General features: G+C 45.5%; 17 protein-coding genes. All 17 read right to left on the minus strand.

Going from position 1 to position 16235, the window contains the following annotated elements; translation table 11 throughout:
• Positions 1 to 3 precede the first annotated feature (3 nt).
• The 17 genes from spoIIIAC to PGU50_RS03780 all read right to left on the minus strand — a co-directional run bounded on the left by spoIIIAC (position 4) and on the right by PGU50_RS03780 (position 16228).
• Positions 4 to 198, minus strand: coding sequence for a stage III sporulation protein AC (spoIIIAC, locus tag PGU50_RS03700; protein ID WP_008369289.1), 195 nt, complete (start codon positions 196 to 198; stop codon positions 4 to 6).
• 13 nt (positions 199 to 211) lie between these two features.
• On the minus strand, positions 212 to 730 hold the full coding sequence (locus PGU50_RS03705; RefSeq protein ID WP_117823786.1) for a stage III sporulation protein AB: 519 nt from the start codon (positions 728 to 730) through the stop codon (positions 212 to 214).
• Positions 721 to 1638: a stage III sporulation protein AA gene (spoIIIAA, locus tag PGU50_RS03710; RefSeq protein ID WP_008369292.1), complete on the minus strand. Its 918-nt coding sequence runs from the start codon at positions 1636 to 1638 to the stop codon at positions 721 to 723. Before spoIIIAA ends, PGU50_RS03705 begins: the two co-directional genes overlap by 10 nt.
• A gap of 104 nt (positions 1639 to 1742) precedes the next feature.
• On the minus strand, positions 1743 to 3830 hold the full coding sequence (locus PGU50_RS03715; protein WP_008369294.1) for a polyribonucleotide nucleotidyltransferase: 2088 nt from the start codon (positions 3828 to 3830) through the stop codon (positions 1743 to 1745).
• A 329-nt stretch (positions 3831 to 4159) separates the two neighbouring features.
• Positions 4160 to 4426, minus strand: a complete 267-nt coding sequence (gene rpsO / locus PGU50_RS03720; RefSeq protein WP_008369295.1) for a 30S ribosomal protein S15 — start codon at positions 4424 to 4426, stop codon at positions 4160 to 4162.
• A gap of 220 nt (positions 4427 to 4646) precedes the next feature.
• Positions 4647 to 5579: a bifunctional riboflavin kinase/FAD synthetase gene (locus PGU50_RS03725; RefSeq protein WP_173686267.1), complete on the minus strand. Its 933-nt coding sequence runs from the start codon at positions 5577 to 5579 to the stop codon at positions 4647 to 4649.
• Between the two features lie 16 nt (positions 5580 to 5595).
• The gene (truB, locus tag PGU50_RS03730) at positions 5596 to 6522 is read right to left on the minus strand and encodes a tRNA pseudouridine(55) synthase TruB (RefSeq protein WP_055155876.1); all 927 of its coding nucleotides are present in this window, start codon (positions 6520 to 6522) and stop codon (positions 5596 to 5598) included.
• The gene (locus PGU50_RS03735; protein ID WP_117556505.1) at positions 6519 to 7481 is read right to left on the minus strand and encodes a DHH family phosphoesterase; all 963 of its coding nucleotides are present in this window, start codon (positions 7479 to 7481) and stop codon (positions 6519 to 6521) included. Before PGU50_RS03735 ends, truB begins: the two co-directional genes overlap by 4 nt.
• Before the next feature lies 1 nt (position 7482).
• Entirely contained in the window at positions 7483 to 7854 is a 372-nt protein-coding gene (gene rbfA, locus PGU50_RS03740; RefSeq protein WP_008369305.1) for a 30S ribosome-binding factor RbfA, read from the minus strand.
• 13 nt (positions 7855 to 7867) lie between these two features.
• The gene (gene infB, locus PGU50_RS03745; RefSeq protein WP_270246138.1) at positions 7868 to 10495 is read right to left on the minus strand and encodes a translation initiation factor IF-2; all 2628 of its coding nucleotides are present in this window, start codon (positions 10493 to 10495) and stop codon (positions 7868 to 7870) included.
• Between the two features lie 27 nt (positions 10496 to 10522).
• Positions 10523 to 10813: a L7Ae/L30e/S12e/Gadd45 family ribosomal protein gene (locus tag PGU50_RS03750; protein WP_118217726.1), complete on the minus strand. Its 291-nt coding sequence runs from the start codon at positions 10811 to 10813 to the stop codon at positions 10523 to 10525.
• Positions 10814 to 10823: 10 nt separating this feature from the next.
• Complete coding sequence (gene rnpM / locus PGU50_RS03755; RefSeq protein WP_334294126.1) at positions 10824 to 11078, minus strand: RNase P modulator RnpM; 255 nt, start codon at positions 11076 to 11078, stop codon at positions 10824 to 10826.
• Positions 11079 to 11116: 38 nt separating this feature from the next.
• Positions 11117 to 12298 carry a transcription termination factor NusA gene (nusA, locus tag PGU50_RS03760; protein WP_008369313.1) on the minus strand — a complete coding sequence of 394 codons (1182 nt, stop codon included), beginning with the start codon at positions 12296 to 12298 and terminating at the stop codon, positions 11117 to 11119.
• 19 nt (positions 12299 to 12317) lie between these two features.
• Positions 12318 to 12785: a ribosome maturation factor RimP gene (gene rimP, locus PGU50_RS03765; protein ID WP_008369315.1), complete on the minus strand. Its 468-nt coding sequence runs from the start codon at positions 12783 to 12785 to the stop codon at positions 12318 to 12320.
• 129 nt (positions 12786 to 12914) lie between these two features.
• Complete coding sequence (locus PGU50_RS03770) at positions 12915 to 13475, minus strand: hypothetical protein (RefSeq protein WP_117556497.1); 561 nt, start codon at positions 13473 to 13475, stop codon at positions 12915 to 12917.
• 12 nt (positions 13476 to 13487) lie between these two features.
• Entirely contained in the window at positions 13488 to 14477 is a 990-nt protein-coding gene (locus PGU50_RS03775) for a DnaJ domain-containing protein (RefSeq protein ID WP_270246139.1), read from the minus strand.
• Positions 14477 to 16228, minus strand: a complete 1752-nt coding sequence (locus PGU50_RS03780) for a molecular chaperone HscC (RefSeq protein WP_270246140.1) — start codon at positions 16226 to 16228, stop codon at positions 14477 to 14479. The genes PGU50_RS03775 and PGU50_RS03780 overlap by 1 nt, the downstream gene beginning before the upstream one ends.
• Positions 16229 to 16235: the final 7 nt, after the last annotated feature.

Genomic DNA, 16235 nt, shown 5'->3' on the forward strand with positions numbered 1-16235 from the left:
CCTTTACAGAGCAAAGAGCCGTCTGATATCGTCAAACAGATCTGAAATATAAGGAAGGATCCAGAATAAAACCAGGAGCAGTCCTGCAAGGCTTGTGAGAAATGCCTGTTCTTCTCTTCCGCTGTGTTTCAGCACCTGTCCCAGGACAGAAACCAGAATCCCGACTGCCGCAATTTTAAATATCAGATTTACACTCATGTTTCGCTCCTATTTACAGAATCAAAATTGTCAGGAAAAGCCCTGCTGTAACACCCAGCAGATTGCAAAGCCTCCGTTTTTCCTGAATTTCTTTTAAAAGACCGCCTCTTTTTTCTTCCAGAAATTCTGCATACTGCAAGAAAATCTGCGTTTCCTGCTTCTTATCCAGGCTGCCAAGCTGCCTCCCAAGCTCATGCAGACGTACCCTTTCCTCCCTGCCAAGGAGCAGACATTCAAGATCACTTTCGCAGCACCTCTCCCAGATTATTGCAAGACTTCTTGACGGCATCTCCAATTCTTTTGCCAGATGTTCCAACCAGATCCTGTAGTTCTGACTGCATCTTCGGGAAACAGAAGCGCATACCTGGGCGAGTGGTGCATAAGTATACTCCATTTCTCCCGCAAGCTGCCTTATCACTCTTTGCAGCTCTCCGGTATCCGTGATCTGTCTCTGATATTCCATTCCCCTGCTGTATCCATAGCCGGATGTCGCCGCCACAATTCCCAGGCATCCGACCATTTTCAGATACACAGTTTTTCTCCCCGTTCGTTATAAATCCCTTCAATTTCTCCTACATGTTTCCCAGATTTCATCACAACATATCTGGCAAAGCATCTTTCCTTTACCAGATTGCTGACCAGTGGCTTTTCACGGATCTCATCCATACCGGAACCATGCACCGTCGTCAGCATGGTTGCCCCACAGTGCATGGCGTACTCGATCGCCTCTACATCCTTCGCTGTCCCGATCTCATCTGCCGCGATCACCTCCGGCGCCATGGACCGCACCAGCATCATCATTCCTTCTGCTTTCGGGCAGTTGTCCAGAATATCTGTCCGCATCCCAAGCTGGTTCTGTGGCACGCCACGATAGCATCCTCCAATCTCTGAACGTTCATCCACCACACCCACATTTCTTCCTTCCACCCAGCGGTTCCCATCCGAAATCTGCCGCACCAGATCCCGCAAAAGTGTAGTCTTTCCTCCACCTGGTGGGGAAATGATCATGGTATGGCAAAGTCTTCCTTTTTCAAGGATCACAGGAAACAGCTTATTCGCACAACCTGTAATCTCATGGCAGATTCGGATATTGATCGATGTAATATACTGAAAATTCCGGATCTGTTCCTTTTCCGAAATAATTTTCCCGGAAATTCCGACCCGATGCCCTCCTTCAATCGTCAGAAACCCCTGGCGCAGTTCATTTTCATAAGCATACAGGGAATAATTGGATACATATTCCATCGTTTCACGCAGTTCTTCTTTTGTCACCCGATGGGTAAAAAGTTCTTCCTTTCCCTCTTTTTTCACTGCAAGCGGCTGCTCTTCCCGAAGCCGGATCTCCTGGATCTTCTCAAAATCCAGTCCATGATTCAACAGGATCCCTCGGATTTTCTCCGGAAGCACCGCCAGAATTTGATCTTTCTTTTCTCTTCTCATCTTGTCCACCTCTCTTTAAAGAATGTATATGGAAGGCAGGAGAAAAATAGAACTAAAAAAGGACTCTACCGATACTGGTAAAGTCCTTCTGATTTTATAAAACTTTATTCTGCAACATCTTTGATGCTGAAGCTCAAACGTCCCATCTTGTCTTTTCCAAGGCAAACCACTTTGACGTGATCTCCGATAGAAAGAACATCTTCTACATGATCGATTCTCTGCTTAGCGATTTTGGAAATGTGTACCATTCCTTCTTTGCCCGGTGCAAATTCGATGAATGCGCCGAATTCTTTGATGCTTACAACATCACCTTCAAGAACCATTCCTGCCTCGAAGTCTGTTACGATGGTAGCGATCATCTTTCTTGCCTGTTCCATGCTGTCTGCATCTACGCCACAGATAGATACACTTCCTTCATCTGTGATATCAATCTTAACGCCTGTCTTTTCGATGATTGCGTTGATGGTCTTTCCTCTCTGACCTACAACTTCACCGATCTTAGCCGGATCAATATTCATCTGAATGATCTTCGGTGCATACTTGCCAACCTGTGCTCTTGGCTCAGCGATTGTCTTAGCCATAACTTCATCCAGAATGTAAACTCTTGCTTTTCTTGTACGTGCAATTGCTTCTTCGATGATCGGTCTTGTCAGTCCGTGGATCTTAATATCCATCTGGATCGCTGTGATACCTTTATGTGTACCTGCTACCTTGAAGTCCATATCTCCGAAGAAATCTTCCAGTCCCTGGATATCTGTAAGTACCAGATAATCATCGTCAGTAGCACCTGTTACCAGACCACATGAGATACCTGCAACTGCAGATTTGATTGGTACACCTGCTGCCATAAGTGACATAGAAGATGCACATACACTTGCCTGAGAAGTAGAACCGTTAGATTCAAATGTCTCAGATACGGTACGGATCGCATACGGGAATTCTTCCTCTGACGGAAGTACCGGTACCAGTGCTCTCTCAGCAAGGGCTCCATGTCCGATCTCACGACGTCCCGGTCCTCTGGAAGGTCTTGTCTCACCTACAGAGTATGACGGGAAGTTATAGTGATGCATATATCTCTTGGATGTCTCAGATTCATCCAGTCCGTCTACCTTCTGTGCTTCTGAAAGCGGAGCCAGTGTGGTGATGGTACAGATCTGTGTCTGTCCACGTGTAAACATAGCAGAACCATGTACTCTCGGGATCAGGTCAATTTCTGCGGCAAGTGGACGGATTTCTTCGATTGCACGACCGTCCGGACGCTTGTGGTCTTTGAGGATCATCTTGCGGACAACCTTCTTCTGGTACTGATATACAGCTTCACCAAGTTTGGCAAGCCATTCTTCGTTATCAGCAAAAGCTTCTTCCAGCTTTTCTGTGATCTTACGGATATTTTCTTCTCTTGTCTGCTTGTCATCTGTGAATACTGCAACTTCCATCTCTTCCGGTGTTACGATCTTCTGAATCGCTTCAAAGAGTTCTTCCGGTACTGCAAAGCTTACATAATCATGTTTTGGTTTTCCACATTCTGCAACGATCTGGTCGATGAATGCGATGACTTTCTGATTCACTTCATGCGCCGCGAAGATGGCTTCGAGCATCTTAGCTTCCGGTACTTCATTTGCTCCGGCTTCAATCATGATTACCTTTTCTCTTGTAGATGCAACAGTCAGTGCAAGGTCGGACTTTTCTTTCTGCTCTGCGGTTGGATTGAATACCAGTTCTCCGTCAACAAGTCCTACCTGGGTAGAAGCTGTCGGACCATCGAACGGGATATCAGAAATAGCAGTTGCAATCGCTGATCCAAGCATAGCGGTAAGCTCTGGTGAGCAGTCCTGTTCAACAGAGAGAACCAGGTTCTCCAAAGTTACATCATTTCTGTAATCCTTCGGGAAAAGCGGTCTCATCGGACGGTCGATCACACGGCAGGTAAGAACAGCATTTTCTGATGCCTTTCCTTCTCTCTTGTTAAATCCTCCCGGGATCTTTCCTACTGCATAAAGCTTCTCATTGTATTCAACGCTGAGCGGGAAGAAGTCAATTCCTTCTCTTGGTTTGTCGGATGCAGTTGCTGTTGAAAGCACAACTGTATCACCATAATGCATAAGTACTGCGCCGTTCGCCTGTTTGGCAACTCTTCCAACATCTACGCGGAGTGTACGGCCTGCAAGTTCCATTTCAAACTTTTTGTACATAAATGTTCTCCTTTTTTATCTGTTTATCTGACGGGTAAAATCTCCGAAACTACTGAAAAATACACTTCTCAAAATATACTTTTCAGTGGTCTCGGACGCAATCTCTACCCACAATCTTTTGTATTATATCATATCCTTACATCTCTTGCAAGATTCTATATAACTAACTTTAAAATGTGGCAAAACACGGTTATTGGTCACTCCCATGTCAATCACTATGCTGATTGGCATGGATGATGCATGTTGTACCGGTTCGGCTCATTGTTTGCGTAAACAAACAGGGAGCGAAGACATCCAGCTGATGCCTTTCGCTCCCTGTAAAATACGTCTTACTTTCTTAAACCTAATCTTTCGATCAGTGAACGATATCTTTCAATGTCATTCTTCTTAAGGTATGCAAGAAGTCCTCTTCTCTGTCCAACCATCTTAAGAAGTCCTCTTCTTGAGTGGTGATCCTTCGGATTAGCTTTGAAGTGATCTGTAAGATCATTGATTCTTGCTGTAAGAAGAGCTACCTGTACTTCCGGAGATCCTGTATCTCCTTCTGTTCTTCCGTATTCTTTGATAATCTGTTCTTTCATTTCTTTTGTGATCATTTGTCACTACCTCCTAAATATACTGTTAATTGCCTGATATTAAGCAGTGGTTGGAGATTCCATCTGCCGAACATCGGTTTTTCATACTTGCCTAGTGTACCATATGCCCCGAATCCTGTCAAGAAGGATTTTATCTTTCCCGCATCTGGCAGGTTTTCATATTCCTGTTCACAGGCTGCCTGTAAATAACCGCATTTCCGGAGCTTTTTCACCGGCTCTGTTATTTCTTATGATGATAACGGAAAAATTCTTTTGCGTAAGCAATATCCTGATCGATCTGAGCCTTCATCATTTCTATCGATTCAAACTTCTGCTCCGGTCTCTTAAAATGATAAAGCTGGATCTCTACCTCTTTTCCGTAGGCATCACCACTGTAATCCAGCAGATTGCTCTCGATCAGCATCCTCTTCTCATCGGATACCGTTGGCTTAAACCCGACATTACCGATTCCGTTGTACCAGATTCCATCAATCCTCACACTATCCAGATAAACTCCGTTCGGTGGAAGAAGTTTATCCCTTGACGGATGTACATTAAGTGTCGGAAATCCCAGTTTTCTGCCCAGCTGCCTGCCATGCTCTACTTTTCCCCGTACAGTATATGCATACCCCAGCATATCATTCACAGCTTCCATATTTCCCTTCCGAAGCTCTTCCCTGACATAGCTGCTACTGATCTCCCGTTTTCCGTACATCTCTTTTTCAATCACAAAAAGTTCATATCCATACACATCGGCATATTCTGCAAGCATTTTTGCATCACCACGCTTGTCATGCCCAAAGTGGAAATCCGTTCCGATCACAATATACCGGGCATGAATTTTCTCAATCAGGATCTTCCGGATGAAATCCTCTGCCGACATACTTGTGACATCTTCGGAAAACGGGCATTCCAGCAGTACATCTACTTTCCCGTCCAGAAGACATCTGCGCTCCTCATTGGACATGATCCCTTCTCTTGATTTTCCAAGCTTTTCATAAAGCGGATTCATATCAAATGCAAACACAACAGAACGAACACCTTTTTTCGCCTTCAGCTGACATACTTTTTTGATCAGCTTCTGATGTCCTCTGTGAACTCCATCAAATTTGCCGAGTGTGATTGCTGCCTCTCTGGAATCCTGATAGGCTTCCAGCCCTCTGATATAGTCCATGTTCTTTCCTCTTTAATTACTTTTTTTCATTTCCATCAAAAAACATTTTTACAATCTTGAAGAGATCGTCTTTCCTGCAGTAACAGTAAATCGCAATAAACTGATGCGATTCATCGTACACGCGGACTCTCTCATCGTTCTCATACTCCTTTAATGCTGTTTCCTGTGAAATATCTCTTTTTCTGAAACTATTCCCGTTCCGTACTGCCGCGGCCGTTTTCGGTGGCAGTACGACCTGTGCATACGTTGGAAACATTTCATCTATCGCGATGATCTTCTCCTCCAGAATTCCTTCTTTCTGAAGCTGTGCAATTTCACCGAGCCGGATACTGTCTTCAAGTCCAAACCGCTCTACACGTGTTCTCAAAAGCTCTTTCATGCATCCGCCACAGCCAAGCTTCTGACCGATATCATGACACAGTGTACGGATATACGTTCCCTTTGAACAGGTCACTTCCAATTTTACCTCCGGAAGATTGATCTCCAGGATCCGGATCTCATGAATCGTGATTCTTCGTGCTTTCCGCTCTACTTCTTTGCCCTCTCTGGCAAGCTCATAAAGCTTTTTCCCGTTAACTTTGAGTGCCGAATACATCGGCGGAATCTGATCGTATTCTCCCTCAAAGCTGCGGATCACATTTTCCACTTTTTCATTGGTCAGATCTTCTGTGCTGTGTTTTTCCAGAACCTGACCGGAAGTATCCTGTGTATCCGTCACCTGACCGAGAAGAAGAACCGCCTGATAGGTTTTATCTTTATCTGTCAGCAGGTCACAAAGCTTTGTTGCTTTCCCAAAGCAGACCGGAAGTACTCCTTCGGCATCCGGATCAAGGGTTCCGGTATGCCCGATCTTTTTCTGCTTTACGATCCCGCGCAGCTTTGCGACCACATCATGGGACGTATAGCCTTTTTCTTTATATACATTCAGTACGCCATGTATCATTCCGCTTCGCTCCCACTGTTAAACTGAAGTTCCAGTCTTCTTGCCAGATTGTTGATGATATCATGTGGTGTGGCAGTCATGGAGAATCCGGCTGCCCTTGCGTGTCCGCCGCCGCCAAAATAGCTTGCAACTACACTTACATCTATCTTTTCACTGGATCGCAGACTTACCTTAAAGGTTCCATGTTCAAGCTCATACATAAAAATTGCAACATCGATCCCTTTTGTGAGTTTCAGCTGGCTTACGATTCCATCCAGATGTTTCGCTTTTACCTGGTAGAAATCCATCTCTTCTTTTGTAACATAAGATACAATACATCTTCCGTCCATAAAAAGAAAGCTTTCCAACAATGCACGCCCCAGAACCTGGTTCTGTGCATAGGTCTTTTCATCAAAAGTCTCTGTAATTATTTTTGTAAAATCGATTCCTTTTTCCATCAGTGCTGCTGCTGCGCGCATGGTCGACGGATGGGTACAGGAATAACGGAACACACCGGTATCATGCACCATTCCTGTGTAAAGGCACTCGGCAGTCTCCACAGACATCTTCCCATAATCCAGCAGATCGTAGATCAGCTCACTTGTCGAGCTTGCATCTGGCATGATATAGTTCTGATCTGCAAAACTCTGGTTGCTCACATGATGATCTACACAGAATCTTACTGCCGCTTTTTTGAAAAGGACTGCCGAAAATCCAAGTCTTCCCATATCCCCGCAATCCAGTGCGATAAACAGATCATAGGTTTTTTCTTCCGTCACTTCATGCCGGATCTTATCTGTATTTTTCATGAACTTCAGTGTATTCGGAAGCTCTTCCAGATAAACATCGATCTCTTTTTCAGGAAAATTCTCTCTGACATAGTTATACAATCCCATGCAGGAACCTGCACAGTCCCCATCCGGGCGGACATGTCCGCCAAGTGCGATCGTCCCGGCTTTAGAAATTGCATCTAATAACATACTAATCATCCTCTTCCCGTAAATCTCTTGTTACATCATCAATTTTCTTTGACATCCGGACACCATATTCAATGGACTGATCCAGTACGAACTTGATCTCCGGTGTGTTACGCATATTCAGTGTATGAGCAAGTTCACGGCGGATATAGCCTTCTGCGCTCTGTAATCCCTTCAGGGTATCAGCCTGGGCTTTTTCATCGCCCAGGACACTGATATATGCTTTGCAGGTTTTAAGATCCGGAGCAACCTCTACCGCTACAACCGAAGTCATCGGTGCAACACGCGGATCCTTGATTCCTCCACGCAGAATAGTACTCAGTTCACGCTGTACCTCTGCGTTTACTCTTGTATTCTTAATGCTGTTTTTTCTCATTTTCTACCCTTCTTTATCTAGGAACTTCCACCATCTTGAATGCTTCTACCTGGTCTCCTTCTTTGACATCGTTGAAACGTTCAAATACGAAACCACATTCATATCCGGCTTTAACTTCCTTCACATCATCTTTGAAACGCTTTAATGAAGCAAGCTTTCCATCATAGATCACAACGCCGTCACGAACGATTCTTGCCTGGCAGTCACGTTCAAATGTACCGTCAAGGACATAAGATCCTGCAATTGTTCCGACTCCGGAAGCCTTGAATGTCTGACGTACTTCGGCATGGCCAAGTACCTTTTCTTCAAATACAGGCTCAAGCATACCCTTCATGGCTGCTTCAACGTCTTCGATCGCATTGTAGATGACACGGTACAGTCTCACATCAACGCCTTCACGTTCTGCCGTTTCCTTTGCAGTTGCGTCCGGACGTACATTGAATCCGATAATGATCGCATTGGATGCTGCTGCAAGCGTAACGTCAGATTCATTGATCGCACCAACACCACCATGGATGATCTTGACAACGACCTCTTCATTGGAAAGTTTAACAAGGCTCTGCTTGATCGCTTCTACAGATCCCTGTACGTCTGCTTTTACAACGATTCCAAGTTCTTTTAAGTTGCCTTCCTGGATCTGGTTGAACAAATCATCCAGAGACATCTTGGACTTGGTTTCTTCCAGTTTCTTGATCTTGTTCTGACTGATGAATGTCTCTGCAAAGCTTCTTGCATCTTTATCATTCTTGCAGCCAACAAATACTTCACCTGCATTCGGCACATCATTAAGACCGAGGATCTCAACCGGCATAGAAGGACCTGCTTCTTTTACACGGCGTCCCTGGTCATCCATCATGGCACGTACTTTACCATATGCAGAACCTGCTGCGATCGGATCTCCGACACGGAGTGTACCCTTCTGTACAAGAACGGTTGCAACCGGTCCTTTTCCTTTGTCAAGCTCAGCCTCAATTACAAGACCTCTTGCGCGGCGGTTCGGATTTGCTTTCAGTTCCATCACTTCTGCGGTAAGAAGAACCATTTCCAGAAGCTCTTTGATTCCTTCTCCTGTATGAGCAGATACCGGTACACAGATGGTGCTTCCGCCCCAGTCTTCCGGAATCAGTTCATATTCGGTCAGTTCCTGTTTTACACGGTCGATATTGGCACTTGGCTTGTCAATCTTGTTGATCGCAACTACGATCTCGATCCCTGCTGCCTTTGCATGGTTGATCGCTTCTACAGTCTGCGGCATGACACCGTCATCTGCTGCAACAACCAGGATTGCAATATCGGTAGAATTTGCACCACGCATACGCATTGCGGTAAATGCTTCATGTCCCGGTGTATCGAGGAAGGTGATTTTCTCACCGTTGATTTCCACAACTGAAGCACCGATATGCTGTGTGATTCCACCTGCTTCTCCTGCGATGACATGAGTATCACGGATCTTGTCAAGAAGAGAGGTTTTACCGTGGTCAACGTGTCCCATAACGCAGACTACCGGCGGACGTTTCTTCATTTTCTTTTCGTCTTCTTCGTCTTCTTTCAGAAGTTCTTCGATCACATCGACTACTTCTTCTTTTTCACAGAGCACATCGAATTCCAGAGCGATTTCTTCAGCTGTCTCGTAATCAATTTCCTGGTTGACTGTTACAATCTTGCCCTGCATGAAGAGTTTCTTAACGATTACGGATGGCTGGATCTTCATTGCATCTGCAAGTTCCTGGATTGTAAGTACTTCCGGAATTGTGATCTGCTTGATCTGCTCCTCCACAACCTCTTTCTTTGGCTGTGGTTTTACCATTTTCGGCTGAGCGTTATTGTTTTTGCCCTTTTTGCCTTTCTGCAGTCTGTCTTCGTTCTCTTCATTTCTGTTATATTCTTTCTTCTTGTGCGCATCTTTTGGTTTGTTGCGGCTTGGTTTCTGTTCTGCGATTGCAGGTGCCGGAATAGACGGGCTAGATTTTCTTCTGTCGTCACGGCGTCCGCCATCACGCATCTCTCTTCCGTCTCTGTTATCACGGTTATCTCGATTATCTCTTCTGTCTCCGCGGTTCTGGAATCCGCCATCTCTTCTTCCATCACCCGGGCGTCCCTGTCTCTGATCCTGACCGTTTCTTGGTCCGTTTGGATTTCTGCGCTGTCTGTTATCACGGTTTTCTCCCTGCGGACGATCCTGTCTGTTTCCGTTCTGTGGACGTCCCTGGCCATTTCCATTACCCTGCGGGCGTTCCTGTCTGTTTCCGTTCTGCGGACGTCCCTGGCCATTTCCCTGAGGGCGTCCCTGGCTGTTACCATTCTGTGGACGTTCCTGTCTGTTTCCATTGCCCTGTGAGCGTCCCTGTCCATTTCCATTGCCTTGCGGGCGCTGTCCGTTTCGACTGCCCTGCGAGCGTCCCTGACCATTACGGCCTCTTCCGCCGCCCTGTGAGTTCTGCGGTCTGAAAACCTGAACGATATTTTTCTTCTTCGGGGTATCTTCAGAAGATTTTTCACTTTTTACTGCATCAATCTGTTCATCTGAAAGTGTACTCATATGACTTGCCACCTCAATTCCTTTATCTTTTAATATAGAGAGTATTTCTTTGTTTGTCTTATTCATCTGTTCTGCCAGTTCATATACTCTTAATTTTGCCATAAATCTACCTCCTGTATACAGTTCCTATTATCCTTCTTCCATATCCAGATGTTTTCTGATTCCTTTTGCAAACCCTGCATCTGTTACTGCAAGCGAAGCGCGGAACTCTTTTCCCATCGCATGGCCCAGGGTATCTTTATCTTCAAAAAAGTATATTGGCACTTTATAAAAATCACACATGTTCTGAAATTTCTTTTTTGTATTGTCCGATGCGTCGTCTGCCACAATCACCAGATGCGCGCGTCCTTCCTTGACTTCTTTTTCTGTCATGAATTCCCCGCTCTTTGTCTTGCCGGCTTTGGTCGCCAGACTGATCATCGATAATGCTCTATTTATGTTCAAGCTGCTCCAGCTCCTTTTCCAGATTTTCGTATATCTCTTTTGGTATCGCCTGTTTGAAAGAACGTTCCAGTCCTTTATTCTTTATTGCTTCCTGCAAACATTTTCCGGAAAAGCACAGATATGCCCCGCGCCCGTTCTTACGTCCGGTTGCGTCCAGAATGAATTCGCCTTCTGCTGTTTTCAGAACACGCAGCATTTCTTTTTTATTCTTCATTTCCTGACATCCCACGCATTTACGCATCGGGATCTTTTTGGTCGTACTCAAATAATCACCTCTGTCTATTCTTCATACAGATCAAGATCATCTGCTACTTCTTCCTCTGATTCTTCATCAGCAGAATATTCTTCGTCTGAATACTCTTCCTCCTGATAATCATCTTCATAATTCTCAGCCATATTCATATAATCTGCCGGAAGTTCGCCAGACTCGATCGCCTGTGTTTCGTTCTTGATATCGATCTTATATCCGGTCAGTCTTGCTGCAAGACGTGCATTCTGACCTTCTTTACCGATTGCAAGTGAAAGCTGGTAATCCGGTACAATTACACTTGCTGTTCTCTCATCCGGATCAGCCATTACAGAAATAACCTTCGCCGGGCTGAGTGCATTCTCGATCAGGATTGCCGGGTTATCACTCCAGTTGATGATATCAATCTTTTCACCGCGGAGTTCATTTACAACGGCTCCGACTCTGGCACCGTTCATACCAACGCATGCTCCAACCGGATCTACATCCGGGTCGTTAGACCATACTGCGATCTTGGTACGGGAACCTGCTTCTCTTGCAATGCTCTTGATCTCTACAATACCATCACGCACCTCGGTTACTTCCGCCTCAAAAAGACGCTTAACCAGTTCCGGATGTGTTCTTGATACAAGGATCTTTGGTCCTTTTGTCGTGTTCTTCACCTCTACAACGTAAAGTTTGATACGCTCTGTCGGCTCGAATTTCTCACCTTTTACCTGCTCATTCTCAGTAAGGATCGCATCTGCTTTTCCAAGGTTTACACTGACATTCTTGCCAATATATCTCTGAACCACACCTGTCACGATATCTTTTTCTTTTTCAAAGTACTGATCATATACAACTTTTCTTTCTTCTTCGCGGATCTTCTGAAGAATCAGGTTCTTTGCATTCTGTGTTGCGATACGTCCGAAAGATTTGGACTCAACCGGGATCTGTACGATGTCACCGATCTCATAAGAAGGATCGATCATCTTCGCATCTGCAAGACTGATCTGTTCTACTTTGTCCTCTACTTCTTCTACAACGGTTTTCTCCTGGATCAGAGTGTAATCGCATGTCTCCTTATCCATAATTACTTTGATATTGTCTGCTTTTCCGAAATGATTCTTACATGCATTGATCAGTGAATTCTCAATGGCATCCATCAGAGTATCTCTGCTGATATCTTTTTCCTCTTCAAGAATTGTAAGTGCTTCTAATAATTCGGTATTCATTTCCTTCTTCCTCCTGTCACTAGAAATCGAACGCCAGACGGATCAGTGCGATGTCTGCTTTATCAAATGTCATCGTCTCGCCGTCTTCATATTCAATGGTAACTGTATCTTTATCATAATCTTTTAAGATTCCAATAAACTCTTTCTGTCTGTCGATTGCCCGGTAAGTACGAACCTCTACTTCTTCTCCCAGGCTTCTTGCAAAGTCTTTTTCTTTCTTCAGCGGTCTGCCAAGTCCCGGCGAACTCACTTCCAGAATATACGCTTCATCGATAAAATCCTTCTCATCCAGAATGTCTGAAAGTTCCCGGCTTACAACCTCACAGTCATCGACCATAATTCCTCCCGGCTTATCAATATAAGCACGCAGGTACCAGTTTCCGCCCTCTTTTACATATTCTACATCCCAGAGATCAAATCCATGCTTTTCCACGATTGGGTTCAGAATCTCTTCTGTTTTCTGTTCATATACTTCTTTTTTTGACAATCTGCAACTTCCTTTCTTAATCAGGCTCCAAAAATCTGTCCGATTTTGGTTGTATGACTGGCAAAAAGAAGAGTGAACTTTCGTCCACTCTTCTGCCAGATTTCTTATGTAACTGCATACAGTATAGCACTACTTTTCCTGAAATGCAAGGATTTTTAAAATATATGCCTGATTCTCTTTGTAAAGACGCTTTCCGTCGTTCTCTTTCAGCCATTTTACAACCTGGATATCTGCTGCCCAGTCATCTGCCCAGACTTCATCACCTTCGCCACGCGCCGCTGCTTTTTCTGCAATGTATCCCGCCGGGTTTTCCGTAAGATCTTTCAGTACTTCATATGCTTTTTCATTCTTATCATCCAGATCCTGTATCAAAACAACGGTTTCTGTATCCGGTGTCTTTCCATCGAGTGCCTGCAGCTGTTCATTATATTTTTCCAGATTCTCCAGGCTGTCCTTCGCATCCTCCAGACATTCTGTCAGGATTTCGATCTCCGTTTTTCCAGTACCACCCTTTGCAACCGGGCGGATGGATATTTCTGAATCAGCAGTTGTCTTTTTCAGCTCTGCCCGAATCCTCTCCTCATCGTGATCCATTCTTCCGATATCATATCCAAAGTAAAAACCGCCAATTCCAATCACAACAAGAAGAACGATTGCAAAAATTCTTTTTCCGGATTTTTTCTTTTTCATCTTCCGTCCTCCTTACCCTAATATCGTACCTGCTATAATTCCAAGGATCATTCCGCCGATCCCGGTTCCCGCAAGCGCCGCAAGATATAAGAGTACCTTCACCGCTTTGGATTTCTCCTTTTTCACCTTTGGAAGTGCCGGACCAGGCTCCGGTGTTCGCCTCTCCTGCGTCTGTTCCGGTGTCTCCTGCCGCGGCATTCTTTCGATTTCTTCTTGTGTCGGATAGGCAAACGGCATCACATCTGCTTCAAGAGCTGAAAATAATTTTCCATCAATCCACTGAAAATACTGCCAGATCGCCGCATCAAACATCCGGTGGGTGTCCAGAAAATGATACCAGGATTCCACAAAGGTTTTTGTTCGGAAATATTCTCTATACGCCGGTTCCTCCAGAATATCCTTCCAGTGATACAGCTTATTCCGTTCCTTTTCATTCAAATACAGACTGATGCACTGCTCCATGATTTTCCGGACCTCACGGTCATCCGCGCCTTGTCGCTCAGAAGCATCCGCCATATTCTGGAACTGACGGGTCCAGTCACTGTCCCATGTCTGGGAATCTTCCTCTAACTGTACAGGTGGCTCTCCTGCCTCTTCTTCCCGGAAACTTTCCTCAGAATCTTCGTCAGAATGCACAGGAAGTTCTTCATACTGCGCAGAAGATTCTTCTGACTGTGCATCTTCTTTCTGAGGATTTTCCATGTAAGCCTCTTCCGGATTTCTCTCCGGCTCTGCATAATTCCATGTTTCAGATTCCGCTGCTTTTTCCTGCTCCGCTGCTCCCATCTCCATCCGCCGCGGCTCTTCCGGCATCTGTGGCTCTTCCCCCCTTCCCGCATTGCGCTCCGCCCACGCAAGCGCCTCTTCATAGGCATCGTGGATCCTCTGGAATTCCTCCGGATGTTCTTCCGGGTGGAATTCCCTGGACATTGCCGCATATGCTCTCTTTATCTTTTTCTTTTCCGTTGTTGGTTCAATCCCAAGTACCGTAAAACAGTTCATCACTGCTGCCTCCTCCACTCATCATACAGATAAGCTTCTATCTTGACCGGCACCGATCTCTTCGGTGTATTCTCCACAATATCCAGAAGCTCACTTGTCCTTATATACGCCTTCTCGATCGTCCGCAGATCCTGTGCATTTAATGCAACTGAAAAATCTGCCAGGATCTTGTCTAGATATTTTCGGATTTCTCCAGTGTTTTCTTCGTAAAGACGGTCTCCTCTCTCCATCAGAAGCCGGTTCTTTTCCTGCTCTCTTGGGTGGATCTTTATTTTCTGCAGCTCTTTTCTTCTTTCCTCGATCTGCTCAGGCGTAAGTTGGATATCTTTGTTGACGATCACCTTACTGAAGTGCTCTTTTGTGCTGACAACTGTCACATCCACTTCCAGAATTCCGTTAATGTCATAGGTAAATCGAACATCCACCGCTTCCCTCTGATCCTCTCTTCTTGCCAGCGGCACCGGCACACGGATCCGCCCGAGCTCCAGATTCTGGTCTGCATAGCGGTGCTCGCCCTGTAAAATCGTGATATCACAGTATTCCTGGAACTGATGTACCGTCCAGTATCGCTCCACCCGGCTGATCGGAAGAACCGAATTTCGCTCAATGATCGGAGACATGATCGCCGGTCCTTTCGGATCCCCATGAATGATCTCGGTTCCGAGTGTAAACGGACATATATCTGTAAGAAGTACATCCCGCACTGCCTGCTGCCGCTCCTTGATTCCGGCATACATTCCGGCGCCGACCGCAACCGCAACATCCGGATCGATCTCACACCGCGGTCTTTTACCACTCAAAAACTGCAGATAATTCTGCACGATCTTCATCTTACCGGATCCACCGATCATAATGATCTCGTCAATATCCTCCCATTCATAACCGCTGTCGTTCATCGCCCGTTTCAGCGGAATCCCGATTCCTTCCAGCAGCTTTGCAGACACCTCCAGAAGTCCTTTCGCATCCAGTTTCATCTGGTAAATCTGTCCGCCGATCACAACCTCCATCTCGCCCTCCGGCGCATCAGTCAGTGTACGTTTCAGCTTCTCACTCTCCCGGATCAGGCTGGCTCTTTCTTCATTAGTGATCTTTCCTTCATCAATCCGATTGACATTTAGGAATTTTTCCGCAATTGCACGGTTCACATCATCCCCACCGAGATGATTGTCTCCGGCAACTGCCACAATCTCGATCACACTGTCAAATGCATCTACGATCGAGATATCCAGAGTTCCTCCGCCAAAATCAAACACCAGAAAGGTCTGATCCTCCTTAGTCTTTCCAAAGCGATAGGCAAGTGCTGCCGCCGATGGCTCATTGACCAGACGCTCCACAGTAAGTCCGGCAAGCTCTCCTGCCATCTTCGTCGCATTTCTCTGAAAATCATTAAAATACGCCGGAACACTGATGACTGCCTCTTCAACCGGCTCACCCAGGTATTTTTCCGCATCTTCTTTCAGCTGCCGCAGGACCATGGACGACAGATCTGCCGCTGTAAACCGCCTGTTTCCAAGCATAAATGTCTTCTCCGTCCCCATAAAACGCTTGAAACTTGCCACTGTACTTTCCGGATGGGAGATCAGACGCTCTTTCGCCGTTCTCCCTACCAGCATCTCACCGTTCTCATCAATTCCTACTACCGACGGTGTTAAATATTCTCCCAGATTATTTGGAATCAACGTGCATTTATCATCCTGCCACACGCTTATCAGACTGTTTGTTGTTCCAAGATCAATTCCTACCGTTGCCATACGATCG

This window comes from Coprococcus sp. AM11-30B (genome assembly GCF_027674365.1).
Lineage (GTDB): Bacteria > Bacillota > Clostridia > Lachnospirales > Lachnospiraceae > Allocoprococcus > Allocoprococcus comes.